This is a genomic window from Polaribacter sp. WD7 (assembly GCF_003335085.1).
In the GTDB taxonomy this organism is placed as follows: Bacteria; Bacteroidota; Bacteroidia; order Flavobacteriales; family Flavobacteriaceae; genus Polaribacter.
Genome location: NZ_QPEJ01000017.1, coordinates 332,348 through 357,337 on the forward strand (window position 1 = coordinate 332,348; position 24,990 = coordinate 357,337).

23 protein-coding genes are annotated in these 24,990 nt (G+C 29.9%); 11 read left to right on the top strand and 12 right to left on the bottom strand.

Features of this window, described 5'->3' with window-relative positions:
• Positions 1-11 precede the first annotated feature (11 nt).
• Both DUT90_RS07825 and DUT90_RS07830 read right to left on the bottom strand, forming a co-directional pair.
• Positions 12-407, bottom strand: a complete 396-nt coding sequence (locus DUT90_RS07825; protein WP_114426606.1) for a thioesterase family protein — start codon at positions 405-407, stop codon at positions 12-14.
• A complete protein-coding gene (locus DUT90_RS07830; protein WP_114426872.1) occupies positions 407-1,081 on the bottom strand; it encodes a DUF2461 domain-containing protein in 675 nt (224 codons plus the stop codon). Before DUT90_RS07830 ends, DUT90_RS07825 begins: the two co-directional genes overlap by 1 nt.
• A gap of 55 nt (positions 1,082-1,136) precedes the next feature.
• Here DUT90_RS07830 and DUT90_RS07835 point away from each other — a divergent pair, with 55 nt between their 5' ends.
• Entirely contained in the window at positions 1,137-1,946 is an 810-nt protein-coding gene (locus tag DUT90_RS07835; protein WP_114426607.1) for a DUF1853 family protein, read from the top strand.
• A gap of 3 nt (positions 1,947-1,949) precedes the next feature.
• Here DUT90_RS07835 and DUT90_RS07840 read toward each other — a convergent pair whose 3' ends face one another.
• The 4 genes from DUT90_RS07840 to DUT90_RS07855 are packed head-to-tail and all read right to left on the bottom strand — an operon-like array spanning position 1,950 to position 4,848.
• Positions 1,950-2,681 carry a head GIN domain-containing protein gene (locus tag DUT90_RS07840; RefSeq protein WP_114426608.1) on the bottom strand — a complete coding sequence of 244 codons (732 nt, stop codon included), beginning with the start codon at positions 2,679-2,681 and terminating at the stop codon, positions 1,950-1,952.
• Positions 2,682-2,704: 23 nt separating this feature from the next.
• The gene (locus tag DUT90_RS07845) at positions 2,705-3,784 is read right to left on the bottom strand and encodes a hypothetical protein (protein ID WP_114426609.1); all 1,080 of its coding nucleotides are present in this window, start codon (positions 3,782-3,784) and stop codon (positions 2,705-2,707) included.
• Positions 3,768-4,292, bottom strand: a complete 525-nt coding sequence (locus tag DUT90_RS07850; protein ID WP_114426610.1) for a hypothetical protein — start codon at positions 4,290-4,292, stop codon at positions 3,768-3,770. Before DUT90_RS07850 ends, DUT90_RS07845 begins: the two co-directional genes overlap by 17 nt.
• Positions 4,282-4,848, bottom strand: coding sequence for an RNA polymerase sigma factor (locus tag DUT90_RS07855; RefSeq protein WP_114426611.1), 567 nt, complete (start codon positions 4,846-4,848; stop codon positions 4,282-4,284). The genes DUT90_RS07850 and DUT90_RS07855 overlap by 11 nt, the downstream gene beginning before the upstream one ends.
• Positions 4,849-5,178: 330 nt before the next feature.
• On the opposite strand from DUT90_RS07855, the gene lon reads away from it, so the two are divergent.
• A complete protein-coding gene (gene lon / locus DUT90_RS07860) occupies positions 5,179-7,650 on the top strand; it encodes an endopeptidase La (RefSeq protein WP_114426612.1) in 2,472 nt (823 codons plus the stop codon).
• 96 nt (positions 7,651-7,746) lie between these two features.
• Positions 7,747-10,215: a primosomal protein N' gene (gene priA / locus DUT90_RS07865; RefSeq protein WP_258848524.1), complete on the top strand. Its 2,469-nt coding sequence runs from the start codon at positions 7,747-7,749 to the stop codon at positions 10,213-10,215.
• Here priA and DUT90_RS07870 read toward each other — a convergent pair.
• Together DUT90_RS07870 and DUT90_RS07875 are read right to left on the bottom strand one after the other, a co-directional pair.
• Entirely contained in the window at positions 10,212-11,387 is a 1,176-nt protein-coding gene (locus DUT90_RS07870) for a GlmU family protein (RefSeq protein ID WP_114426613.1), read from the bottom strand. The two genes, priA and DUT90_RS07870, sit on opposite strands and share 4 nt — an antisense overlap.
• Positions 11,388-11,489: 102 nt before the next feature.
• A complete protein-coding gene (locus DUT90_RS07875) occupies positions 11,490-12,272 on the bottom strand; it encodes a choice-of-anchor V domain-containing protein (protein WP_114426614.1) in 783 nt (260 codons plus the stop codon).
• A 240-nt stretch (positions 12,273-12,512) separates the two neighbouring features.
• On the opposite strand from DUT90_RS07875, the gene DUT90_RS07880 reads away from it, so the two are divergent.
• Positions 12,513-13,064: an acyl-CoA thioesterase gene (locus tag DUT90_RS07880; protein ID WP_114426615.1), complete on the top strand. Its 552-nt coding sequence runs from the start codon at positions 12,513-12,515 to the stop codon at positions 13,062-13,064.
• 74 nt (positions 13,065-13,138) lie between these two features.
• Here DUT90_RS07880 and carB read toward each other — a convergent pair whose 3' ends face one another.
• Together carB and rpmH are read right to left on the bottom strand one after the other, a co-directional pair.
• Entirely contained in the window at positions 13,139-15,994 is a 2,856-nt protein-coding gene (carB, locus tag DUT90_RS07885) for a carbamoyl-phosphate synthase large subunit (RefSeq protein ID WP_114426616.1), read from the bottom strand.
• A gap of 107 nt (positions 15,995-16,101) precedes the next feature.
• Positions 16,102-16,263 (bottom strand): 50S ribosomal protein L34, encoded by a 162-nt coding sequence (gene rpmH, locus DUT90_RS07890; RefSeq protein ID WP_114426617.1) that lies wholly within the window; start codon positions 16,261-16,263, stop codon positions 16,102-16,104.
• A 228-nt stretch (positions 16,264-16,491) separates the two neighbouring features.
• On the opposite strand from rpmH, the gene DUT90_RS07900 reads away from it, so the two are divergent.
• The 3 genes from DUT90_RS07900 to DUT90_RS07910 all read left to right on the top strand — a co-directional run bounded on the left by DUT90_RS07900 (position 16,492) and on the right by DUT90_RS07910 (position 20,714).
• Positions 16,492-18,105: a CTP synthase gene (locus DUT90_RS07900; RefSeq protein ID WP_114426874.1), complete on the top strand. Its 1,614-nt coding sequence runs from the start codon at positions 16,492-16,494 to the stop codon at positions 18,103-18,105.
• A 171-nt stretch (positions 18,106-18,276) separates the two neighbouring features.
• Entirely contained in the window at positions 18,277-20,151 is a 1,875-nt protein-coding gene (yidC, locus tag DUT90_RS07905) for a membrane protein insertase YidC (RefSeq protein ID WP_114426619.1), read from the top strand.
• A gap of 149 nt (positions 20,152-20,300) precedes the next feature.
• Complete coding sequence (locus tag DUT90_RS07910; protein ID WP_181858160.1) at positions 20,301-20,714, top strand: nuclear transport factor 2 family protein; 414 nt, start codon at positions 20,301-20,303, stop codon at positions 20,712-20,714.
• 47 nt (positions 20,715-20,761) lie between these two features.
• Here DUT90_RS07910 and DUT90_RS07915 read toward each other — a convergent pair whose 3' ends face one another.
• Together DUT90_RS07915 and DUT90_RS07920 are read right to left on the bottom strand one after the other, a co-directional pair.
• Positions 20,762-21,934: a class I SAM-dependent RNA methyltransferase gene (locus tag DUT90_RS07915; RefSeq protein ID WP_114426621.1), complete on the bottom strand. Its 1,173-nt coding sequence runs from the start codon at positions 21,932-21,934 to the stop codon at positions 20,762-20,764.
• Between the two features lie 74 nt (positions 21,935-22,008).
• Entirely contained in the window at positions 22,009-22,386 is a 378-nt protein-coding gene (locus DUT90_RS07920) for a Fur family transcriptional regulator (RefSeq protein ID WP_114426622.1), read from the bottom strand.
• A gap of 81 nt (positions 22,387-22,467) precedes the next feature.
• Here DUT90_RS07920 and DUT90_RS13570 point away from each other — a divergent pair, with 81 nt between their 5' ends.
• The 4 genes from DUT90_RS13570 to DUT90_RS07940 all read left to right on the top strand — a co-directional run bounded on the left by DUT90_RS13570 (position 22,468) and on the right by DUT90_RS07940 (position 24,979).
• The gene (locus tag DUT90_RS13570; RefSeq protein WP_114426623.1) at positions 22,468-22,875 is read left to right on the top strand and encodes a MerC domain-containing protein; all 408 of its coding nucleotides are present in this window, start codon (positions 22,468-22,470) and stop codon (positions 22,873-22,875) included.
• 65 nt (positions 22,876-22,940) lie between these two features.
• Complete coding sequence (locus DUT90_RS07930) at positions 22,941-23,666, top strand: class I SAM-dependent methyltransferase (protein WP_114426624.1); 726 nt, start codon at positions 22,941-22,943, stop codon at positions 23,664-23,666.
• On the top strand, positions 23,663-24,340 hold the full coding sequence (locus DUT90_RS07935; protein WP_114426625.1) for a ZIP family metal transporter: 678 nt from the start codon (positions 23,663-23,665) through the stop codon (positions 24,338-24,340). The genes DUT90_RS07930 and DUT90_RS07935 overlap by 4 nt, the downstream gene beginning before the upstream one ends.
• A 108-nt stretch (positions 24,341-24,448) precedes the next feature.
• The gene (locus tag DUT90_RS07940) at positions 24,449-24,979 is read left to right on the top strand and encodes a hypothetical protein (protein WP_114426626.1); all 531 of its coding nucleotides are present in this window, start codon (positions 24,449-24,451) and stop codon (positions 24,977-24,979) included.
• Positions 24,980-24,990: the final 11 nt, after the last annotated feature.

Below are 24,990 nucleotides of genomic sequence, written 5' to 3' on the forward strand. Positions count from 1 at the left end.
CAAAGATACTTTTATTTAAGAGGTTGCAATACTTTTAAAACGTTTTCTCGTATTCTTGTTGGCTTATGAGTTTTGGCATCTAACATTACCCAAGTAGTTTTTGCTTTTACCAATATATCTTCATTTTTATAAAATTCCATAAATCGTACAGAAGTAATTCCTCTTGTTTCACCAACCCAAGTTTTAACCCTTATTTTATCACCTAAAAAAGCTTGTTTTAGATAATCTATTTCATGTCTCATTACCACCCAAACATATTGTGGTAAAGGGTTATCTTTAGTCAAATATGCCCAGTGTTCTGTTGCTATTTTGTCCATCCATTTTACGTAGACTAAATTATTTACATGGTTTAAGGTATCTATATCTTTAGAAGATACTTTTAGGGTTAGCGTAAAGATTGTGCCCATTAAATTATAGATTCTCCGTTTAAGTTGGTCGTTAAAATATCACTAAATAAGTTAAAGAAAGGACGTAAAGCTCTAAAACTTTGATCTACCTGTTCTGTAAAATCTGCTGATAAAACTTCTTTATCTGTAAAGTTTTTTACTGCTATAAATCCTTTTTTACGTAATAAATTTACATCTGGGTGTTCTTTATCAAATCCTCTAGGAGCCGTTTTTAACTCGCCAAAACTTTCAAATTTTCCTCCAAAATGTCTTTTATAGTTAGACTCGTTTAAAATATCTTTAATTTCTGAAGCATCCATTTCTATTTCTTTACGAATACGAAATAGATCTTCTTTATTGGGTTCCCAAAAACCACCTGCAACAAAAGACTCTCCAGGTCTGATTCTTAAAAAATAGCCTCCTCTAAGTTCTTTTCCCAGTCTAGAATAAGAATTTGCAAAATGAGCTTTATAAGGTGTTTTATCTTTAGAAAACCGAACATCTCTGTAAATACGCATCATTTTAGACTTTTCAATTTCATCATGCATTTGTAATTTATTGTGAATTACAGCAAAAACTTCTTTAGCATTTTGTTGTGCTTTTTGATAAGCGGGTTTATGGTCTGTAAACCAATCTCTATTGTTGTTTTTCTGTAAATCTTTTAAAAATTGAAACGTAGTTTTATTAATCTGCATGATTCTAAATTTTGAACGTGAAATTACAAAATAGATTTGTAACTTAGATCTTATAATGTATTCAAAAAACAAGGTACTTCAAAAAAGATATGAAGGCTTTTTACAAACCAATAGTTTGTGGAAAGATAAGACTGTATTTGATTTAAAACAGTTTTTTATTGTACCAAAAATAACTAAAATACAAGTAGAAATCAATGAAAAACTTCGTTTGGGGAAATATATAGAACGTTTGGTTTCATTTCAATTAGCCCAAGAAAAATCAATAAAAATTCTTTGTGAAAATGTTCAAATTCAACAAGAAAAAAGAACCTTGGGCGAATTAGATTGTATCCTGCAAAAAGAAACAAAAATTATTCATCTAGAAATTGTGTATAAATTTTACTTATACGATTCTTCTGTTGGAGGTACTGAAATTGAGCATTTTATTGGCCCTAATAGAAAAGATTCTTTACTAGAAAAACTAACCAAACTAAAAGAAAAACAATTACCACTACTCTATTCTACCGAATGTAAAAATTATATAAATACTATTAATTTATCAGTTTCAAACCTTGAGCAGCAAGTTTATTTTAAAGCGCAATTGTTCATTCCTTTACAAGAAAAAATTCAATTAACAAATCTTAATAATGCTTGTGTTTGCGGATTTTATATCAAAAAAAATGAATTAGAAATATTTAAAAATTGTAAGTTTTTTATTCCGAATAAAAAAGACTGGATTGTAATACCTCACCAAAAAGTAGATTGGATTAATTTTGAAGTTTTTAGCGTTTTATTACAAGAATACTATCAAAAAAAATATGCTCCTCTTTGTTGGATTAAACAACAAAATGGTGAGATTATAAAAGTGTTTTTAGTTTGGTGGTAATAGCTAATTTTTATCTATAATATCTCCAGACCCTACAGATTTACTATCTATTTTAGACGGATTTCCTTTATAATAAACACTACCTGAACCAACAATTTTAGCTTTTATCATAGAAGTAACGTGCGTTTTTATACTACCTGAACCTGTAATTTTTACACTTAATTCTTTTGTTTTTAAATCATACGCTTTTACATCTCCAGAGCCTGCTATAGCACACACTAGATGTTTAGTATTGCCTTCTAAACTTATATTACCAGAACCTGCTATAGAACTTGCAACTTCTTCTGCATCAACTTTTAATGCAATATCTCCAGAACCTGCTAAATTAGTTTTAAAGTAGCTTGCTTTAATTACAGCAGTACTTTTAATTTTTCCAGAACCTCCTAAAGATACTTTTTCTAAACTTTGAAACGGAACAGTTATTATCAACTTTTTAGTTGTTTGGGCATTTATGCCTTTTTCAAATCTAATTTGTAAAGTACTTCCAGAAACTTCTGTTTCTAGATATTCAATAATATTTTCTTCACCTTCTATAGTAATTTTACCTTCTTTACCTTTCACTAAAAAAACATGAAAAGAACCAGCAACCTCAATATTGTTGTAGTCTAAAGTTGTTCTATTTACTGTAATTAAATTTCCGTTTCCTTTTATTTTTTTATTATTCCACCAATCTTGTGCATTTATTGTTAAAGTTAAAGTGATTAATAAAGTTGTGAAAAGTGTTTTTTTAGTCATAATTTTGTTTTTAGTTAGTGTTTCTAATATTCTTTAAGGCTTACTCCTCCGTATTGAGAGCGTATCTTTAATCTAGCACTACTGCTTCCTTTACCATATTTTCCTTGATAATATTTTGACGTATTTTTAGAAATTTTCTTAAAAAACTCAATCTGATCATTACCTCTATTAAGTCCTGCATATTGTAAATTTATTTCAAAATTAAAAGCAGCACCATTTTCTACGCCTATTTTAATACCTGCATACTGTCCGTCTATATCAACATTTTTAAAGCCTTTTGCTAACTTATCTACAGAAATAGAACCGTAATCTGTCTCTATTATCAATTCTTCTTTAATCTCACCAAAACGCATGCTTGCATAATCTGAGTTTCCATGAACGCGTTCTGCTTCTTGTATACTAATAGGTCCATAATCTGAGTTAAAATCTACGTTATTAGCCTCTCCTAATCGTACTGCAGAATAATCTGCATTTACTCTAACTTTTTGAGTTTTATCTAGTGTAATTTTAGAATAATCTACATTAATGTCACCACTTTTCATAAACCGAATAGAAGATGTAGAGCAATATTCTAATTTTATTCTATTGTTTTCTGCAGACAATTCGCCAATATCAATTTTACCATAATCACAACTAATATCTGCATTACCCTCTAAATTGTCTAAATAAATACTACCATAATCATTATCTAAATCTACAGAATTAGATTTTGGCATTTTCACTACATAATTTATTTTATAATTGATATTATCATTCTTTTTCCACCAAGACCAATTGTTGTTTTTTTTCTCAAAAATTGTTTTGGCTTCAATCAAAGAAGAAGATGCGTTAAAAGCTACATCTATAGTAGATAATCTATCTTCAATGTCCTCTATATCATTTCCTTTTACGGTAATGGTAACTTCAATTTCTACCCTGTTTTGATTCCAAGTTGTAATATTTAAATTTCCATACCTATTGTTTAAAGCAACTTTAGCATCTGTATTTACAACAAACTCTTTCTTAATTACTTTACTTTTTTCGTGTTTCTTTTTAACTACTTTGGCAGCTGTTACTAGAGGTACAAGTAACAATAAGAGTGTAATTTTATATATAAACTTCATTATTTAAAAGATTAGGATTTTTAATTTGTTCTATCTGTTGTAAGGTACTCTCTAAAATATTTAAACGTTCTTGATAGTTTTTAATCATTGCGCTAATTAATTTTCTTTGATTTCCATTTTTAGTCAATTCTTTTAAAAAGGTTTGGTATTCTTCTTCCAATTCTTCTAATTGATCTAAAGCATTTTCTATTATTGTTTCTGTATCTAAACTTCTGTTTTTCTCTAAAGTTTTTAATTCTTGACGAATGCTAGACACAAAATAATTTTGAACTTCTTCCATTTTTGGAGATATGTCTGCCAACTCAAGTTGTTTTTTCTGATGATTACTGCCCAACCAAAACCCTAAGATTAAAACTACAGAAGCAGCCACAGACAACCATTTCCATGACGTTTTTTGAGTTCTTTTTGGCAGGTTTAATTTACGCTCAAAACGTTCAAAATGACCAGAATGAGGTTCTTGCAAATCAAATTCGTTTTCAGAAAAAAATTGATGTAATTTATCTTCCATACGCTTGTGTTTCTATTTTATTATCAAGTATAACTTGTTTTAATTTCTTTTTTGCTCTAGATATTGTAGTTCTTACATTTTCATTAGAATATTCTAAAATTTGTGCAATTTCCTCATAATCATACCCTTCTAATAAGTGTAAATTTAAAATTACTCTGTAATTATCTTTTAAACTTTGTAAACATTCTAAAACTTTACTAGCTTTTAATCCAGAATAATCAATGGTTTCTTCTTCTTCATCTTCATTAGGAATCACTTGCATTTTAACTTCATTATACCTATTATTCTTTTTTAACTGTGTTAAACTTTTATTGATTACTATTCTTTTCATCCACGCTCCAAAGGTAACTTCTCCCTTATAACTATCTACTTTTGTAAATACAGTTAAAAACGCTTCTTGCATAATATCTTCTGCTTCAAAACCATCTTTTAAAATACGATATGCTGTATTATACATGCCTTTGTAATAAGCTTTATATAAGTCTAACTGCGCATTTTTATCTGATTTTTTGCAGCGTTCTATAAGGTTAGTTATATGTGGTTGATTAGGTTTCAATAAAACGTTTCTATACTAGAGACAAAGTTGTTTTTAATTTGTGACAGTTTACAGAAATAAAAGTAAACTTTTTTATTGTGAGTTACTTTTACGTGGTTTAAAAACTTTATAGTGTACATGTTTTTACGAATTAGTACCATTATTAAACATAACTTAATAAGTAATGCAAGATTGCTTTGTAAACTTTTTCAAAACATTTTTCTCCTTTGGCACAACAGTTGTCTTAATATAAAAGTATATAAACAAGTTAAAATATAACTTATTTATTATCAATATTTTAAAAACATAAAACTGTTGTTGATTTTATTCTTATCAAAAATCAATGTCAGTATGACAGATATACAAACCATGAGCAAACCAAAAGTGATGCATATAGACAATTTGTCGCTTCATAGTATGTTGAATGAAGATTCAGAATTGATTCCGTTAATGACGCCAGAAGATGAAGAAATCATCAACAAAGAAAGTGTACCAGAAATATTACCTATTTTACCATTAAGAAATACCGTATTATTTCCTGGTGTTGTTATTCCTATTACTGCAGGAAGAGATAAATCTATCCAGTTAATTAAAGATGCTAATAAAGGCGATAAAATTTTAGGTGTTGTAGCACAAAAAAACGAAGAAGTAGAAATACCTGGGCTTAAAGATATACATACCACAGGGGTAGTTGCGCAAATTTTACGGGTTTTGAAAATGCCAGATGGCAATACAACAGTTATCATTCAAGGTAAAAAGCGATTTGAAATAGATACTATTGTACAAGACAAACCATATATAAAAGCAACAGTTAAAGAAGCTTTTGAAGATAAATTTATTGAAGATGAAAAAGAGTTTGACGTTATTATAGATTCTATTAAGGAACTTGCATTAGAAGTTATTAAAGAAAACCCAATGCTACCTTCTGAGGCTTCCTTTGCTATTAAAAATATTCAATCTAATTCTTTTTTGGTAAATTTTATCTCCTCAAACATGGATTTAAGTGTTGCCTTAAAACAAGATGTTTTAGAAACCGATAACCTAAAAGAACGTGCTTTATTAACGCTAAGAAACCTTAATAAAGAACTTCAAAAACTAAAATTACGTAACGATATTCAATCAAAAACACGTGAAGATTTAGATCAGCAACAACGTGAATATTATTTGCATCAACAATTAAAAACCATTCAAGAAGAATTAGGAGGCGCTTCTAACGATCAAGAGTTAGAAGAAATGCGCAAAAAGGCAAAAACTAAGAAATGGAATAAAGAAGTAGCAGACACCTTTGAAAAAGAGTTGAATCGTTTAAAACGAATGAATCCTCAAATGGCAGAATATGGTGTGCAAAGAAGCTATTTAGAGTTGTTGTTAGAATTGCCTTGGGGTATTTATTCTGAAGATAAATTCGATCTAAAAAATGCTCAAAAAGTTTTAGATAGAGACCATTTTGGATTAGAAAAAGTAAAAGAACGTATTATAGAACACTTGGCTGTTTTAAAGCTAAGAAACGATATGAAATCGCCAATTATCTGTTTGTATGGTCCTCCAGGAGTAGGTAAAACTTCTTTAGGGAAATCTGTTGCAGAAGCTTTAGGTCGTAAGTATGTAAGAATGTCTTTAGGCGGCCTGCGTGATGAAGCAGAAATTAGAGGGCATAGAAAAACCTATATAGGCGCAATGCCAGGGCGTTTAATACAAAATTTGAAAAAAGCAGAAACTTCAAACCCTGTTTTTGTTTTAGATGAAATAGACAAACTAGGGCAAAGTCATCAAGGAGACCCGTCTTCTGCTATGTTAGAAGTGTTAGATCCAGAGCAAAATACAGCCTTTTATGACAACTACTTAGAAGTAGGTTATGATTTATCTAAAGTATTGTTTATAGCAACCGCCAACAATCTAGGGCAAATTCCTTGGGCTTTACGTGATCGTATGGAAATTATAAATGTTACAGGATACACCATTGAAGAAAAAGTAGAAATAGCCAAAAGACATCTATTACCTAAACAACTTAAAGAACATGGCTTAACTTCTAAGGATTTAAAATTAGGAAAAAAGCAAATAGAACAAATTGTAGAGGGGTATACTAGAGAATCTGGAGTTCGTGGTTTAGAAAAACAAGTTGCCAAAGTAGTGCGTTTTGCTGCAAAATCTATTGCCCTAGAAGAAGAGTATGAAATTACACTATCTACTGAAAAAGTAGAAGAGATTCTTGGTACACCAAGAAATAGAGACAAGTATGAAAACAATGGCGTTGCTGGTGTAGTAACTGGTTTAGCTTGGACAAGAGTTGGTGGCGATATTTTATTTATAGAATCTATTTTATCTAAAGGAAAAGGAAATCTTTCTATTACAGGTAATCTAGGAAATGTAATGAAAGAATCTGCAACAATTGCCATGAAATTCATAAAATCAAATGCAGAAGAATTTGGTATTAAACCTGAAATTATAGAGAAATATGATGTGCATATTCACGTTCCTGAAGGTGCTACGCCTAAAGATGGCCCAAGTGCAGGAATAACGATGCTAACCTCTTTAGTGTCTTCTTTTACACAGCGTAAAGTAAAAAACAAAATAGCAATGACTGGTGAAATTACACTACGTGGTAAAGTACTGCCTGTTGGCGGAATTAAAGAAAAAATATTAGCTGCTAAAAGAGCCAATATTAAAGAAATTATGTTGTGTGAAGATAACCGAAAAGATATTGTAGAAATAAAAGAAAGTTATCTCAAAGGACTTACTTTTCATTATGTAACAGACATGAAAGAAGTTATAGATATAGCACTCACCAAACAGAAAGTAAAGCATGCTAAGAAATTAGACTAAATATAAAAGCCTCCAAATTTGGAGGCTTTTTTTATTAAGTTTTCTTCTTTTAAAATTATACATTTCTAAAAAAACTATAATTAATTTTATGTAGTTTTGATAGTATTTAAAAATAAAATAACCATTCATTTTATAGACGTCATACTACCCATTCCAATTCAAAAAACATTTACTTATAATGTTACTGAAGAAGAAGCAAATTTCCTACAAAAAGGGATGCGAGTTGCTGTTCCTTTTGGAAAAAGTAAAATCTATACTGGATTGGTTTTAGATATTCATAATACCGCTCCTACGCTATATGAAGCCAAAGATATTTTTCAAATTCTAGATGAACAACCTTTGGTAAATAAATTGCAATTGCAACACTGGCAATGGATAGCTAACTACTATATCTGTGCTCTAGGCGATGTATATAGAGCTTCTTTACCTTCTGCTTTTTTGCTAGAAAGTGAAACTGTTATTTATAAGAATGAAACCTTTACAGATGAAACTCTTTTAGACAATGATGAGTTTTTAATTTTTGAAGCATTACAACACCAATCTCAATTAACCATTCATCAAATTGCTGATATTTTAGGGAAGAAAAAAGTAATGCCTATTGTAAATAAACTGATTCAAAAATCTGCTATTTACATTAAAGAAGAAATCTACGAACAGTACAAACCCAAATTGGTAAAATATGTTCGTTTGCATACCAATTACACCTCAGACAAAGGATTAAATACTCTTTTAAAACAACTCTCTAGAGCTAAAAAACAAAGAGAGGCTGTATTGGTATTCTTTCAACTATCAACTTCTAAAAAACCTATAAAAGCAAAGGATTTAGAAGAAAAAGCCAATGTTTCTTATGCTATTTTAAAATCTTTGGTAGATAAAAATATTTTTGAATTTTATTATATCCAAACAGATAGAATTCAATATTCAGGAGAAACCAATACACTAAAAAAATTAAATGAGTTTCAAGAGCAAGCTTTATCAGAAATTAATAAAAGTTTTGAAGAAAAAGACATTGTATTGTTACATGGAATTACAAGTTCTGGAAAAACAGAAGTTTATACCAAATTGATTCAACAAGTTTTAGATAATGGTAAACAAGTATTGTTTTTATTACCTGAAATTGCGTTAACCACTCAAATTATTACTCGTTTAGAATCCTATTTCGGGAATCAAATTTCTGTTTTTCACTCTAAATATTCTATGAATGAGCGTGTAGAGGTTTGGAATAATGTTTTAGAAAATAAATTAAAAGCACAAATTATTTTAGGGGCACGTTCTTCTATTTTTCTTCCCTTCTCTAATTTGGGTTTAATTGTTGTTGATGAAGAACATGAAACGTCGTACAAACAGTTTGAGCCTTCTCCAAGATATAATGCTCGCGATGCTGCAATTGTTCTGGCTAAAATGCATCATGCTAAAATTGTACTAGGTTCTGCTACTCCGTCTTTAGAAAGTTATTTCAATACACAACAAAAAAAATACGGTTTTGTTGCCTTAAACAGACGTTATGGTAATGTGCAACTACCTAAAATTGAATTGATTGATATTAAAGAAAAACACAGAAAAAGAGAAATGACTGGTCGTTTTTCTGATACGATGTTATGCCTAATAACTGATGCATTAGAAGAAAAAGAACAAATTATTTTATTTCAAAACAGAAGGGGTTATTCTCCAGTAATAGAATGTAAAACTTGTGGTGTTTCTCCTCAATGTCCTAATTGTGATGTAAGTTTAACTTATCATAAATACAAACAAGAATTACGTTGTCATTATTGTAGTTACCAAAGAGCAATGCCAAACTCTTGTTCCGCTTGCGGTAACAATACCTTAGATACTAAAGGTTTTGGTACAGAACAAATAGAATTGGAATTGAAAGAACTATATCCAAACCATAAGATTGGACGGATGGATTTGGATACGACTCGAGGAAAATTTGGATACCAAAAAATCATAGGAGCTTTTGAAGCTAGAGAGATTGATATTTTGGTTGGTACTCAAATGCTTTCTAAAGGGTTAGATTTTGATAATGTCTCTTTAGTTGGTATTTTAAATGCAGACACTATGCTTAACTACCCAGATTTTAGAGCTCATGAGAGAGCTTATCAAATGATGGTACAAGTATCTGGAAGGGCAGGAAGAAGCAAAAAACAAGGAAATGTAGCCATACAAACATACAATCCTTATCATCAAATTTTACAACAAGTTTCTACAAGTAATTATACAGAAATGTATAAAGAACAATTGCAAGAAAGATGGCAATACAAATACCCGCCTTATTATAGACTTATTAAAATAACCTTAAAACACAGAGATTACAACAAGGTAGATGTTGGAATTAATTGGTTATTTAAAGCGCTTTACAATTCTTTTGGAGAAAATGTTTTAGGACCAACAGCACCGGCTGTTTCTAGAATACGAAATCAATATATAAAAAATGTGGTTATAAAAATTCCACCAAAGCAATCTTTAGCAAACATAAAAAAACAGCTACAAAAAATTAAAAACACCTTTGAAGCTGTTAAAGATTTTAGACCTATTCGGTTTATTATAGATGTTGATGCTTATTAGTAATTTCTAAATGATTTACTTTCTTCAAAAACATGTTCTAAAATCCGTTGTTCTTGCGCATCAAATACCATATTTCTACGTTGCATGACTACCTCTGCAACCTCAAATACTTTATTTAATTTGTATTCAGAAAAACCAGATGCACCTCCCCAACTAAATGAGGGTACAAAATTTCTTGGAAAGCCGCTTCCAAAAATATTGGCGCTAACACCAACTACTGTTCCTGTATTAAACATAGTATTAATTCCACATTTAGAATGATCTCCCATCATTAAACCACAAAATTGCAGTCCTGTTTTTGCAAAACGCTTAGATTCATAATCCCAAAGTCTTACTTCTGCATAATTATTTTTGAGGTTAGAATTGTTAGTATCTGCACCTAAATTACACCACTCACCCAATACTGAATTCCCTAAAAAACCATCATGTCCTTTATTAGAATACCCCATTAAAACAGAATTATTAACCTCTCCTCCTACTTTACAATAGGGCCCAAGCGTTGTGGCACCGTAGATTTTTGTACCCAATTTTAATACAGAATGCTCGCACATAGCTAAGGGACCTCTAACAACACAACCCTCCATAATTTCTGTATCTTTACCAATATATATTGGTCCTGAAGATGCATTAAGAGTCGCAAACGTTAATGATGCACCCTCTTCAATAAAAATATTTTCTTTGTTTATACATTGCACTCCTTCTGGTATAGGTTGAGATTTTCTGTCTTTTGTTAATAAATCAAAATCTTGCTGTATCGCTTTAGCATTTAATGAAAAAATATCCCATGTATTTTTTACCTGAATCAATTCATCATCAAACTCAATATGTTTGTATTCATTAAAGTCTATTTCCTCTTGAGTATCTTTAGAAAAGAAAGCAATAACATTATCTCCTTTAAAGATAGCTTCATTTTCAGATAATTCTTTTACTTTCTCAACTAGCTTTTGAGTTGGGCAAAAAGAAGCATTAATCATAATGTTTTCTGCCATTTCAACCATCGGATATTTTTCTTCTAAATATTCTTCAGTAATTGTTGTCGTTGTTAAACTTAAGTACTTTTCCCACTTTTCTCTAATGGTCAAAATTCCTATTCTAATATCAGCAACTGGTTTTGTATACGTAAATGGTAACAATGCGTTTCTAACAGCACCATCAAATAAAATATAGTTCATTTTAGGTCTTATTTCAGGTTACGCAAATTTAACTTAAAAAGAGCATAAAAAAAACCGATTGCAAAGTTTACAATCGGTTTTAATTTATTTAGATATAAGGCGTTAATTCTTTACAAATTTTTGACTTCCAATTTTATCATCAGATAAAACTCTTAAAAGATATACACCAGAGTTTAAATTAGATACGTTAATTTCTTCATTTCCAAAAGAGATTTCTTTTGTAAGAGCTAACCTACCTACGTAATCAAAAAATTGAACCGTAGCTTGTTCTAATCCAGAAGGCAATTGAATTGTTAATTGGTCTGAAGCAGGATTTGGAAACAAATCAAAATCTAATCTTTGTGCTTCAGAGATTCCTAAAACATTAACAGATTCTGAAGAAATGGTGATTACTTCGTCTCCTCTATTACCGTTAGCATTGTTTACAGCATTAATTGCGGCATAAAACTTTACATCACCTACATCTGTAGCAGGAGATCTCCACGTAAAAGTCCAATCTCCTGTAGAAGACCTTTGAGAATGTGACAAAGCACTACCTCCATTTTGAACAGCTGTTCCGCTAGTTGCAATAAATGTACCCACTTTTCCGTTATTGTCTAATCTCTCAGAAGTTACTTGAAACCCATAACCTGGTGCTGTGGAGGTTGTATTTATTGTTATTTGATAATCTGTATTGGTATCATAACCATCTTCAGGAATATTTGTTGTAATTATAGCTGATGTATTAAAAGTTGCTCCTGGTTGATGACAAGATACACAAGAAGCTCCTCCGTCTCCAGGAGAACCAGATCTTGAGCCACCAATACCGCTAGAAAAAGAAAGTAAAGTAAATGCTGATGCTGGGATTAATAGCAAAGCAAATTTAAAAATGTAATGTTTTTTCATAAGAATAGATTTAAAATAGTTGAATAAAAATAGAACAGTCGTAATTAATTTTTTAAAATTACATCAAAATTGTTATTATATTTTATATATTATTGTTAAAATAACAACAATTTAATTTATCAATTTGTGTAACACGATATAAATAAAGTTATAAATTCACAATTTGTAAATTAAAACTTTCTAAAAAGGAAAAATCATACTTAAAAAGGAAAAATTTAAGTTGAAAATGATGCATAAATTATGAGTAAAAATGTTAAACATATTAAAGATTCTCAGTTAACTATAACTGAGTTAATGCTACCCTCTCATTCTAATTTTAGTGGAAAAATACATGGCGGACATATATTAAATTTGATGGATCAAATTGCCTTTGCTTGTGCGTCTAAGCATTCTGGAAATTATTGTGTAACCGCATCTGTAAATAAAGTCGATTTTTTAAATCCTATTGAGGTAGGCGAATTGGTAACCATGAAAGCCTCTGTAAACTATACAGGAAGAACATCTATGGTGGTTGGTTTACGCGTAATATCAGAAAATATTAGAACAGGTGAAACCAAACATTGTAATTCTTCTTATTTTACCATGGTAGCTAAAGACGAAAATGGAAAAAGTGTTCCTGTACCAGGAATTATTTTAACAAATGAAGAAGAAGTAAGGCGTTTTGCAAGAAGTATTGTAAGGCAGAAAGAAGGCAAAAATAGAACTTCTCGTTTTAGAAGTAGTACGTTTAATTTAGATGAATATTTACCTTTATTAGAAGGTAGCAATTCTAAAATTACGTTTAAAAAATAATTCTACTTAATATATTATAAATAAAAAAAGCAACCGAATAGGCTGCTTTTTTTATTTATTTAAATGTATGTGGATTATTTACTTAAATACATTTTTCTACGAGCATATAAATCATAAAATTCATCATCTTTTAAACTATCAATAAATAAGATACTTTCTCCTGTAGATTTCATTTCTGGTCCTAACTTCTTATCTACATTTGGAAATTTATTAAATGAGAATACAGGTTGTTTAATTGCGTACCCATCTAAATGTGGTTTAAAATCAAAATCTGTAACTTTTTTAGCACCTAACATCACTTTAGTTGCATAATTTACGTACGGTTCTTTGTAAGCTTTTGCAATAAAAGGAACTGTTCTAGAGGCTCTAGGATTTGCCTCAATGATGTAAACAACATCATCTTTAATAGCAAATTGAATGTTAATTAAGCCTACTGTCTTTAACTCTCTAGCGATGGTATTGGTATGGTCTATAATTTGTTGCATTACCAAATCACCTAAATTAAAAGCAGGTAAGGTTGCATTAGAATCTCCTGAGTGAATTCCACAAGGTTCTATATGCTCCATGATTCCAATAATGTATACATTTCCGTCTGCATCACAAATGGCATCAGCTTCTGCCTCTATTGCACCATCCAAATAATGATCTAAAAGTAATTTATTGTTTGGTATTTTTTGTAATAAATCTACAACATGAGCCACCAATTCTTCTTTATTGATAACAATTTTCATTCCTTGTCCTCCTAAAACGTAAGAAGGTCTAACTAAAATTGGGAAATCTAATTGGTCTGCTAAAGCCAATGCTTCATCTGCAGTTTCTGCAACACCAAATTCTGGATAAGGAATATTGTTTTCTTTTAACAATGTAGAAAACCTACCTCTATCTTCTGCAATATCTAATGCTTCATAAGAAGTTCCAATAATTTTAATACCGTATTTGGTTAGTTTTTCGGCAAGTTTTAATGCTGTTTGTCCTCCCAACTGCACAATAACTCCTTCTGGTTTTTCATGTCTGATAATATCATAAATGTGTTCCCAAAAAACAGGTTCAAAGTATAATTTATCTGCTGTATCAAAATCTGTAGAAACTGTTTCTGGGTTACAGTTAATCATAATGGTTTCGTAACCACACTCCGCAGCTGCTAAAACACCATGAACACAACAGTAATCAAACTCAATTCCTTGTCCTATTCTGTTTGGTCCAGAACCAAGTACAATTATTTTTTTCTTATCAGTAACTATACTCTCATTAGCAACTACTCTTTCTCCTGATGCAGTTTCTATTTCACTTTCAAAAGTAGAGTAATAATAAGGTGTCTTTGCAGTAAATTCTGCAGCACAGGTGTCTACCAATTTGTAAACACGTTGAATTTTTAATTCTTCTCTTTTGCTGTATACTTCACTCTCTAAACAATCTAGCATATGTGCTATTTGTCTGTCTCCATAACCTTTCTGCTTCGCTTCTAACAATAAATCTCTGTCAATACTATTTATTGTAAACGTTGAAATTTCTTTTTCTAATTGAAACAGTTCTTCATATTGTTTTAAATACCACATGTCTATTTTTGTGATATCATATATTTTACTCAAAGGAATTCCTATAGCAATAGCATCGTAAATAGCAAAAACCCTATCCCAACTTGCATTGGTTAATTTTTCTATAATTTGGTTGTAATTGGTATATCCTTTACCATCTGCACCTAAACCATTTCTTTTAATTTCTAAAGATTGTGTTGCTTTGTGTAATGCCTCTTGAAAAGAACGCCCAATACCCATCACTTCTCCAACCGCTTTCATTTGTAAACCTAATGTTCTATCAGAACCTTCAAATTTATCAAAATTCCAACGTGGTATTTTTACGATTACATAATCTAAGGTAGGCTCAAATAATGCAGAAGTAGATTTTGTAATTCCGTTTTCTAACTCGTCTAAAGAATACCCGATAGCTAGTTTTGTAGCCACTTTTGCAATAGGGTAACCCGTAGCTTTAGAAGCTAATGCAGAAGATCTAGAAACACGAGGATTTATTTCTATAGCAATAATTTCTTCTTTTTCATCAGGAGAAACTGCAAATTGTACATTACAGCCACCTTCAAAATCGCCAATAGAACGCATCATTTTAATAGCCATATCACGCATTTTCTGAAAAGTAGTATCAGAAAGTGTCATTGCTGGTGCCACTGTTATAGAGTCACCAGTATGAATCCCCATAGGATCCATATTTTCAATAGAACAAATAATAACAACATTATCATTTTTATCTCTTAACAACTCTAACTCATATTCTTTCCATCCCATCATCGCTTTATCAATCATCACTTCATGAATTGGTGATGCTTCTAAACCTCTGCTTAATAAATCGTCAAAATCTTCTGGTTTGTATACAATTGAAGCTCCTGCTCCACCTAAAGTGTAAGAAGAACGAATTACCAAAGGAAAACCAAATTCTTGTGCAATTTCTTTACCCTTTAAAAAAGATGTTGCTGTTGCTTGAGGTGCCATAGGAACATCTATCTTACCCATCAATTCACGAAACTGCTCTCTATCTTCAGTTACATTAATTGCATTAATATCTACCCCAATCATTTTTACATTAAAATCTTTCCAAATGCCTTTATCATCTGCCTCAATACAAAGGTTTAACGCTGTTTGACCTCCCATAGTAGGCAATACAGCATCTATTTGTGGGTGCTCTTTTAATATTTGTATGATAGACTTTGTGGTTAATGGCAAAAGATATACATGATCTGCCATTGAAGGGTCTGTCATAATGGTTGCTGGGTTGGAGTTGATTAAGATAGTTTCAATTCCATCCTCCCTTAAAGAACGTAAAGATTGTGATCCAGAATAATCAAATTCACAGGCTTGACCTATAACAATTGGTCCAGATCCTATAATTAAAATTGAATTGAGGTCTTTTCTTTTTGGCATGGTAAGTAATTGTATTTTATGAGTTTGTAAAAATAGTTAGTGCTTAGATATAAAAAAAGGTGTTACTTAAAAAAGTAACACCTAATATATTAACAATTGTTAATCATTTATTTTTTATGTCTAGATTCAGATGAAACAGACAATTTTTTTCTTCCTTTTGCTCTTCTACGAGCTAATACCTTTCTACCGTTAGCAGAAGCCATTCTCTCTCTGAAACCGTGTTTGTTTCTTCTCTTTCTTTTCGATGGTTGATACGTTCTTTTTGGCATTACTCTATATTTTAAAAGTCTTCTTAATTTTTTCTTGTATTAACGATAAAATTACCTCGTTAAAAGCGTGGGCAAATATACAACTGTTTTTATATATGGCAAACACTATTCTAAAAAAAATTAAAATATTTTTTTTAGCACAAAAATATGATTTTACTACAATGTTTTTTACTTTTTTATTTGTGATAAAAACTAGAGTTAGTACTTTTGCCCAAACCTAAAACTACCATGAGTAATACGAAATACGTTTTTGTAACAGGAGGCGTAACATCATCACTTGGAAAAGGAATTATAGCTGCTTCTTTAGCCAAGTTGTTACAGCAAAGAGGCTTTTCTGTAACTATACAAAAATTAGATCCATACATTAATATAGACCCAGGAACATTAAATCCATATGAGCATGGAGAGTGTTATGTTACTGATGATGGTGCCGAAACTGATTTAGATTTAGGGCACTATGAACGCTATTTAAACATTCCAACTTCTCAAGCCAACAATGTTACTACTGGTAGAATTTATCAATCTGTAATTAATAAAGAAAGAAAAGGTGAATTTTTAGGAAAAACGGTACAAGTTATTCCACACATTACTGATGAAATTAAAAGACGAATTCAACTTTTAGGTGAAACTGGTAATTATGATATTGTTATCACAGAAATTGGAGGAACTGTTGGAGATATAGAGTCTTTGCCTTACGTAGAGTCTGTTAGACAAATGTTATGGGAAAAAGGTGAAGAAAATGCTATTGTTATTCATTTAACTTTGGTACCTTTTTTAGCCGCCGCTGGCGAGTTAAAAACCAAACCAACACAACATTCTGTAAAAATGCTAATGCAAAGTGGTGTTAGCCCAGATATTTTAGTATGTAGAACAGAACATGAAATTTCTGACGATATAAAGCGTAAACTAGCCTTGTTTTGTAATGTAAAAAAAGAAGATGTTATACAATCTATAGATGCAGAAACTATTTATGATGTACCAAATTTAATGTTAGATGAAGGTTTAGATGCTGTAGTTCTTAAAAAATTAAATTTATCATCACCTGTAAAACCTGCATTACAGGAATGGAATAATTTCTTAACAAAACATAAAAATCCTACATCTGAGGTAGAAATTGCTTTGATAGGGAAATATGTAGAATTAAAAGATTCTTACAAATCTATTACAGAAGCCTTTATTCACGCAGGTTCTTCTAATGAAACAAAGGTAAATGTACGTTGGGTTCATTCTGAAAGTTTAACAACCAAAAATTATGCTAAGAAATTAAAAGGCGTAGATGGTATTCTTGTAGCTCCTGGTTTTGGTGATAGAGGTATTGACGGAAAAATAAAAGCAGTTCAATTTGCAAGAGAAAGTAACATTCCTTTTTTTGGAATTTGTTTAGGAATGCAAATGGCAGTCATTGAATTTTCTAAAAATGTTTTGGGTTTAAAAGATGCATTTTCTACTGAAATGAAAAAAGATGCAGGAAATCCTGTAATTAATTTAATGGAGAGTCAAGAAAACGTTACCGAAAAAGGAGGTACTATGCGTTTAGGTGCTTGGGATTGTCAATTAATAGAAGGTTCTAAAGCCTATGCCGCATATAAATCTGAAAATATTAGTGAACGTCACAGACATCGTTATGAATTTAACAATGCGTATTTGGCACAAATTGAAAAAGAGGGTATGAAAGCCGTTGGTAAAAACCCTAAAACAGGTTTGGTAGAAGTAGTAGAAATTGCTTCTCATCCATGGTTTGTGGGTGTACAATATCATCCAGAATATAAAAGTACGGTGCTAAATCCGCATCCATTATTTGTAGATTTTATAAAAGCAGCCCTAAAATACTCTAAAACTTAATTTAATTTTTTCTGTTGAATTGTTTTTAATAAAAACGGAATACAAATTGAACTATTAAGATACAAACAAACAAAAGCAGTTAAAAACATATTAAAACTGCTTTTTCACTACATTTGTCGGGTTTTTATCAAAAAAAATTTTGATATCGTGACAAATTGACAATATATAAAAATGGAACAAAAAAAATTTGATCTCAACTCCTTTATAGGAATGGTGTTATTAGGCGGTATTTTACTTTGGTGGATGAATACTAGTCAAACAGAAGAACCTAAAGAAACGGTTACAACTACAGAACAAACTGTAAAAACCAATCAAAATACAACTACTACACAAATTGAGAATACGCAAGTTTTTGAAAATGACTCTTTAAAACTAGTGTCTTTACAAAATAAATTAGGTGCTTTTGCCCAAAGTGCTATAGTTGGAACTAACGGAACTTCTGTTTTAGAAAATGAAGTAGTAAGATTAGTTATAAACAATAAAGGAGGGCAAATTATTGAAGCACAAGTAAAGAATTATAAAACGTATGATTCTTTACCTTTATATTTAATAAAGAATAATAATGCCTCTTTTAATATCAACTTTGGTACTACTGATAATAGAATTTTAAATACAAAAGATTTATTTTTTGAACCTACTGTAACCAAAATCGGTGCTAATCAAATAGTATCTATGAAGCTAAAAGTTTCTGATACTCAATTTTTAGAATACAGATACGAAATGAAACCTAATGATTACATGGTTGATTTTGCTGTACGTTCTCAAGGATTAAGCAACGTTATCAATTCTTCCAATCCTATTAATTTAGATTGGACACTTACTGGGTACAGAAATGAAAAAAGTTTGCGTACTGAAAATACAATGTACACTTATTTTTATTATAAAGCCGATGATGAAGTAGATTATATTAATGCCGATAAATCTGAAATTCTAAATGATGTAGATTGGGTAGCTTATAAACAACATTTTTTTACTTCAAATTTATTAACAGACAAACCTTTTGACAATGCGTCTATAGCTTCTATTAATTTAGTAGAAGATGAGGAAATAGATACTGTTTTTACCAAACGCTTTGAATTAAAAACTCCGCTAGCTTTAACCAATGGAGAATTAAATTATAATATGAAGTGGTTTTACGGCCCTAGCGATTATAATTTATTAAAAACCTTTGAGGGTTCAGATTTGGGCGAAAGTGCAGATTTAGGTTGGGGTATTTTTGGTTTTTTAAACAGAACTATTTTTTATCCTGTATTTAACATGCTAAAAGGTTTTTTATCTAACTATGGATTAATCATCATATTAATGACTATAGTAGTTCGTATTTTGATGTCTCCCTTAGTCTACAAATCGTATGTATCAAGTGCTAAGATGAAAGTAATTCGTCCAGAATTAACTGCTTTAAACGATAAATATCCTGGAAAAGAAAATGCAATGAAACGCCAGCAAGAAACAATGGCTATTCAAAGAAAAGCAGGTGTTAGTATGCTTTCTGGTTGTATACCTGCATTATTGCAAATGCCTATATTCTTTGCATTGTTTAAGTTTTTTCCTACAAATTTAGATTTGCGTCAAGAAAGCTTTTTGTGGGCAAATGACTTATCTTCTTATGATACTATTTTTAAGTTACCTTTTACGATTCCTTTTTATGGAGACCATGTAAGTTTATTTCCTATTTTGGCATCTATTGCAATTTTCTTTTATATGAAAATGAACCAAAGTCAGCAGGCAAATATGCAGGCACCAACACAAGAAGGAATGCCAGATATGAGTAAAATGATGAAGTATATGATATACTTCTCTCCTATTATGATGCTATTTTTCTTTAACAATTATGCTAGTTCTTTAAGTTTATACTACTTTATTTCTAACTTGTTAACTATAGCAATTATGTTAGTCATAAAGAACTATGTAATAGACGAAAAGAAAATCATTGCTCAAATAGAAGAAAACAAAAAGAAGCCTAAAAAAACCAGTAAATTTAGAGAACGTATAGATGCTGCTATGAAACAGGCTCAAGAGCAACAAGCTAAACAAAAAAAGAGATAGCAAATACACAAAATTTACAAGCAAACAGAAACCCAAAATGAAATTCGTTTTGGGTTTTTGTTTTCATTACAATACCTCTATAAAATGTGATTTTGTAATATAAAACCTCATATTTCGACATACATAAAACCAAAAACAATCTTACAATTATGGAACAAAAATTTCCAATACCTCCTTTTAGTTTAGACGATGCCATAGAAAAAATACAAAAAGCAGAAGATGCTTGGAATAGTAAAAATCCCGAAACTATATCTAAAGCGTATAGTGTAGATAGCGAATGGAGAAATAGAGCGACATTTGTAAATGGTAGAGCAGAAATTGTTGATTTTCTAACCAATAAATGGGAAAATGAATTAAACTATAAACTAAAAAAAGAATATTGGGCACATACCCATAATAGAATTGCTGTTCGTTTTGAATATGAATATCAAAATAAGGAAGGAAACTGGTTTAGAGCCTATGGAAATGAAAACTGGGAATTTGATAAAAACGGACTCATGAAAAAAAGATTTGCTAGCATTAACGACTTGGCAATAACGGAAGACGAAAGAAAACTAACATAAGATTTATAAAGCAATTAAAATATGACAAACTTTTGGCAAAGTGATACTTAAGAGTCTAAATTTTGTTGATCTTTAATTTTTCTAGATCCCTCATATAATTCATATTTTACAAAACGACATTCTAAATCGGCATTTTTTAAAGGTATTCGCTTAGATGTTCGTAAACCTACGTATTTTAACGCTTGTATATCTGAAGTAATTAACCATGCAGTAGAACCTGGATAATTGTGTTTTAGTGTATCTCCTATTTTCTTATAGAACTCAGGAATATCAATATTTAAACGCTCTCCGTAAGGTGGATTAAACAAAATTGTAGTGTTACCAAAAACCTCTTTGGTTGAATTGAAAAAATTAACATGATGTACCCCAACAAATTCTTCTAAATTTGCAGAAATGATATTTGCTTTGGCTTTTTGAACAGCAGAAGGTGCTTTATCAAAACCCATTATTTTAAAATGTGAGCTTCTTATTTTCTTTAATAATGCATCTTGTATTGTAAAATACAAATCTTCATCATAATCTTTCCAATTCTCAAAAGCAAAATGTTTTCTGTTGATGTTTGCAGGAATGTTATTGGCTATCATAGCTGCTTCTATCAAAATAGTACCAGAACCACACATAGGGTCTATAAAATTTTCATCTCCTGTATAACCAGACAACAACACCATACCAGCTGCCAATACTTCGTTTATTGGAGCTATATTTGTGGCTGTTCTATATCCTCTCTTATGTAGAGAATCTCCTGATGAATCTAAAGAAATTGTTAACCATTCTTTTTGAATGTGTACATGTACTTTAACATCTGGATATTTTAAATCTACATTAGGTCTTTTATGATATTTATGTCTAAAATAATCTGCAATTGCATCTTTAGATTTTAAAGAAATATAATGTGAGTTTGATGTAAAATTTTTAGAATTTACTACTGCGCCTATAGAAAAAGTACCTTCTGCATCTAAATATTTTTCCCATTTAACTTTTTGAATAGCTTCATACAAATCTTCTTCATCATAAACTTTACAAGTTTTAATAGGTTTTAAAATACGAACTGCTGTTCTTAACGCAATATTTGCCTTATACAAAAAACCTTTATCTCCTTTAAAAGAAACACTTCTAACACCTTCTTTAACCTCTTGCGCTCCTAATTTCTTTAATTCTGTAGCCAAAACACTTTCTAAACCAAAAAGTGTTGTAGCAACCATTTTAAAATCTCTATTCATAATGCAAAGTTAAATATTAAATATGGGATGTTTCATCTTTGCTGCAGGAAGTTAACATTAAAATATTAGTCTAATTATAAACATTCTTTACATTTTCCTTGAATAAAAACCTGATAAGAAGTAACACTATAATCTGGAATGTCTGGAAGACTAACATTTACTTGCAAACAATTGATTTTACCACATATTGTACATTGAAAATGTGGATGATTGTCTGTATGCGTTGTTTTATTACAATTTTGACATTTTGCATATCTTTTCACTCCGTCTTTTCCCATAAAAGAATGTAAAACTCCATCATCCTCTAATTTATCTAATATTCTATAAATAGTAGACTTATTAAGTTTTGTACTTAATTGAGTTACTAAATGTACTGCAGAAATTGCTGTGGAATTCTTACGAAACTCATCTAAAACAATTTGAACTGATTGTGTTTTTCTTACAATTCCCATAAAAACAAATTTATAACAACTAAGTTGCAATAACAACTTTAATCTCTATATTTGCAACTTAGTTGCATTAACAATAAAAACATGATTTCTATACATAAAAAAAAGCCAGACAACCTAGGTATAATTGCAAGTTTATTATGTTTTATACATTGTTTGGCTACTCCTCTATTATTTGTTTTGCAAGCAACAACCTTTAATGTATCTAATTCTGTATCTTTTTGGTGGCAAAGTTTTGATTTAATATTTCTAATTGTTGGCCTTATAGCAATTTATCATTCTAGTAAAACAACATCAAAAATGTTAATGAAGTATTTGCTTTGGTTTTTTTGGTTCTTTTTATTTTTTTTGGTAGTTAATGAAAAAATACATTTTTTTCATATTCCTGAGTTCATAATGTATACAACTACTTTATCTTTGTCAGCGTTACATTTTTTAAATTTAAGATATTGTAAATGTAAAGATGACTCGTGTTGCGCGTCAAATCATTAGAAAATGTATTACAACAAGTAGTAAACTACTTATTTAGTTTTACAATAAACAATCTCTAAAATATTATGAAAACGAAAGATTGGTTTACAGATTGGTTTAACACACCTTATTATCACATCTTATATAAAGAGAGAAATGATGAAGATGCTCAGTTATTTATGAGAAACATCACTTCATTTTTAAAACTTCCACTTTCTACTCACATTTTAGACCTTCCCTGTGGTAAAGGACGTCATTCTGTTTTTTTAAATTCTTTAGGATATCAAGTAACTGGTAAAGATTTATCAGAAAATAGCATAAATAAAGCAAAAGAATTTAAAAATGACACACTTCATTTTAAAGTGCACGACATGCGCGAACCTTTTGATGAAACTTATGACGCTGTATTTAATTTATTTACAAGTTTTGGCTATTTTAAAGACGATAAGGACGATTTAAGTGTTTTAGAAAACATTAAAAAAGGCCTAAATAAAGACGGAATTTTTGTATTTGATTTTTTAAATGCCCTTAAAGTAAAGCTCAATTTGGTTGCAGAAGAAACCAAAATAGTTGATGATATTACGTTTCATATTAAAAGAGAGATTACTAATGGTTTTATACTAAAACATATTTCTTTCTTCGCAGATAATCAACAACATGCTTATACAGAACAGGTAAAATATTTAGATTTAGACAAAATGAAATCTTTCTTCAGTAAAGCAGGTTTTACAATTACCAACGTTTTTGGAGATTATCATTTAAATGACTACAATGCTGCTACTTCTGATAGATTAATACTTGTTGCTAAATGAGTTACATATTATTAGTTATAGCTGTTTTAGTAGGTTTTTTTGTAGTATATTTTATTAAACCAAAAAAAACAATTTTACAACTATTATTAGCTTTTAGTGGCGCTTATCTATTATCTGTAACTATTTTGCATTTATTACCAGAAGTATATCAAGAAACTTCTAACTACAAAACAGTTGGTGTCTTCATTTTATTAGGTATTGTAATTCAGTCTGTTTTAGAGTTTTTTTCTAAAGGAGCAGAACACGGACATATACATAAACATACAGATAGTAAACAATTTCCAATATTATTATTTATGAGTTTGTGCATTCATGCTTTTTCAGAAGGATTGCCTATACACAGCGCTGATGATAATTTATTATGGGCAATTGTTATTCATAAAATTCCTATTGCTATTGTATTAACTTCTTTTTTAATTCATACAAAATACTCCAAATTAGAAATCTTTTTATCTTTAACTACTTTTGCAATAATGAGTCCTCTGGGAGTTCTTTTAGGCAACAACGTTTCTTATTTCAACATGTATAACATAGAAATAACAGCATTAATAATTGGTGTCTTTTTACATATTTCTACAATAATTCTTTTTGAAAGTACTGAAAATCATAAATTTAACTTAAAGAAATTTGTTGCTATACTTCTAGGTATTTTTCTTACCCTAATTACTTTATAGGTTTTTCTTATATTTAAGAAAAATTAAATACCTATTTGTAGGTATGTTTTGAGCTTTAAATAATTATAATATTTGATATCGTAAGACTAACCATTAAATAAAAACAAAATGAAGCCTTTTAAATTTATTCCATTTAATAACTCTCATAGAGCTCTTTTTAAAAACAAAAAAAATCTTGATTTAGCAGATACTATAAAAAAACATAGTTACTTTAATAAATTAACAGGAATGATTACGATTAGATTTACTGTTCCAAATAAGAAATTTAACGTTTATGCTATTCTAAACATAACCAAAAATGGAATTCCTACAATAATTATTTATGTTTCTGATTGTTCTAATAAACCAATAAGAAGCAATAGTAAAAAAAATTATGTTGCTGAAATAGTATTTCATTATAATGAAATTATACCTTATCCAGGAGATGACTTCAATATTAATACAACTGAAAGTATTATTGTGAAAATTTATAATGATGATTCTATTTGCAACTTTTCAAAATCTAAAAAGATATTAAAACACTTACTCAATGATGAGTATAATTTTATAAATAAAAAGAATGCTTTAACAGATATTAATATATTAGATGGGTTCATTCCTAACGAAGAAGGTGGCGGAGTTATTATAGAAGGACCATAAATGATTACAAA

What these genes read in the sequence shown, in the direction of transcription:
- carB (WP_114426616.1), bottom strand. Translation starts at nt 15,994, where the DNA reads ATGCCAAAAAGAAAAGACCTCAATTCAATTTTAATTATAGGATCTGGA.
- DUT90_RS07920 (WP_114426622.1), bottom strand. Translation starts at nt 22,386, where the DNA reads ATGGGAATTGTAAGAAAAACACAATCAGTTCAAATTGTTTTAGATGAG.
- DUT90_RS07930 (WP_114426624.1), top strand. Translation starts at nt 22,941, where the DNA reads ATGAAAACGAAAGATTGGTTTACAGATTGGTTTAACACACCTTATTAT.
- DUT90_RS07835 (WP_114426607.1), top strand. Translation starts at nt 1,137, where the DNA reads ATGTATTCAAAAAACAAGGTACTTCAAAAAAGATATGAAGGCTTTTTA.
- DUT90_RS07830 (WP_114426872.1), bottom strand. Translation starts at nt 1,081, where the DNA reads ATGCAGATTAATAAAACTACGTTTCAATTTTTAAAAGATTTACAGAAA.
- DUT90_RS07915 (WP_114426621.1), bottom strand. Translation starts at nt 21,934, where the DNA reads ATGAATAGAGATTTTAAAATGGTTGCTACAACACTTTTTGGTTTAGAA.
- lon (WP_114426612.1), top strand. Translation starts at nt 5,179, where the DNA reads ATGACAGATATACAAACCATGAGCAAACCAAAAGTGATGCATATAGAC.
- DUT90_RS07900 (WP_114426874.1), top strand. Translation starts at nt 16,492, where the DNA reads ATGAGTAATACGAAATACGTTTTTGTAACAGGAGGCGTAACATCATCA.
- DUT90_RS07875 (WP_114426614.1), bottom strand. Translation starts at nt 12,272, where the DNA reads ATGAAAAAACATTACATTTTTAAATTTGCTTTGCTATTAATCCCAGCA.
- DUT90_RS07845 (WP_114426609.1), bottom strand. Translation starts at nt 3,784, where the DNA reads ATGAAGTTTATATATAAAATTACACTCTTATTGTTACTTGTACCTCTA.
- DUT90_RS07825 (WP_114426606.1), bottom strand. Translation starts at nt 407, where the DNA reads ATGGGCACAATCTTTACGCTAACCCTAAAAGTATCTTCTAAAGATATA.
- DUT90_RS07940 (WP_114426626.1), top strand. Translation starts at nt 24,449, where the DNA reads ATGAAGCCTTTTAAATTTATTCCATTTAATAACTCTCATAGAGCTCTT.
- DUT90_RS07850 (WP_114426610.1), bottom strand. Translation starts at nt 4,292, where the DNA reads ATGGAAGATAAATTACATCAATTTTTTTCTGAAAACGAATTTGATTTG.
- DUT90_RS07840 (WP_114426608.1), bottom strand. Translation starts at nt 2,681, where the DNA reads ATGACTAAAAAAACACTTTTCACAACTTTATTAATCACTTTAACTTTA.
- yidC (WP_114426619.1), top strand. Translation starts at nt 18,277, where the DNA reads ATGGAACAAAAAAAATTTGATCTCAACTCCTTTATAGGAATGGTGTTA.
- DUT90_RS07935 (WP_114426625.1), top strand. Translation starts at nt 23,663, where the DNA reads ATGAGTTACATATTATTAGTTATAGCTGTTTTAGTAGGTTTTTTTGTA.
- DUT90_RS07880 (WP_114426615.1), top strand. Translation starts at nt 12,513, where the DNA reads ATGAGTAAAAATGTTAAACATATTAAAGATTCTCAGTTAACTATAACT.
- DUT90_RS07910 (WP_181858160.1), top strand. Translation starts at nt 20,301, where the DNA reads ATGGAACAAAAATTTCCAATACCTCCTTTTAGTTTAGACGATGCCATA.
- DUT90_RS07870 (WP_114426613.1), bottom strand. Translation starts at nt 11,387, where the DNA reads ATGAACTATATTTTATTTGATGGTGCTGTTAGAAACGCATTGTTACCA.
- DUT90_RS13570 (WP_114426623.1), top strand. Translation starts at nt 22,468, where the DNA reads ATGATTTCTATACATAAAAAAAAGCCAGACAACCTAGGTATAATTGCA.
- rpmH (WP_114426617.1), bottom strand. Translation starts at nt 16,263, where the DNA reads ATGCCAAAAAGAACGTATCAACCATCGAAAAGAAAGAGAAGAAACAAA.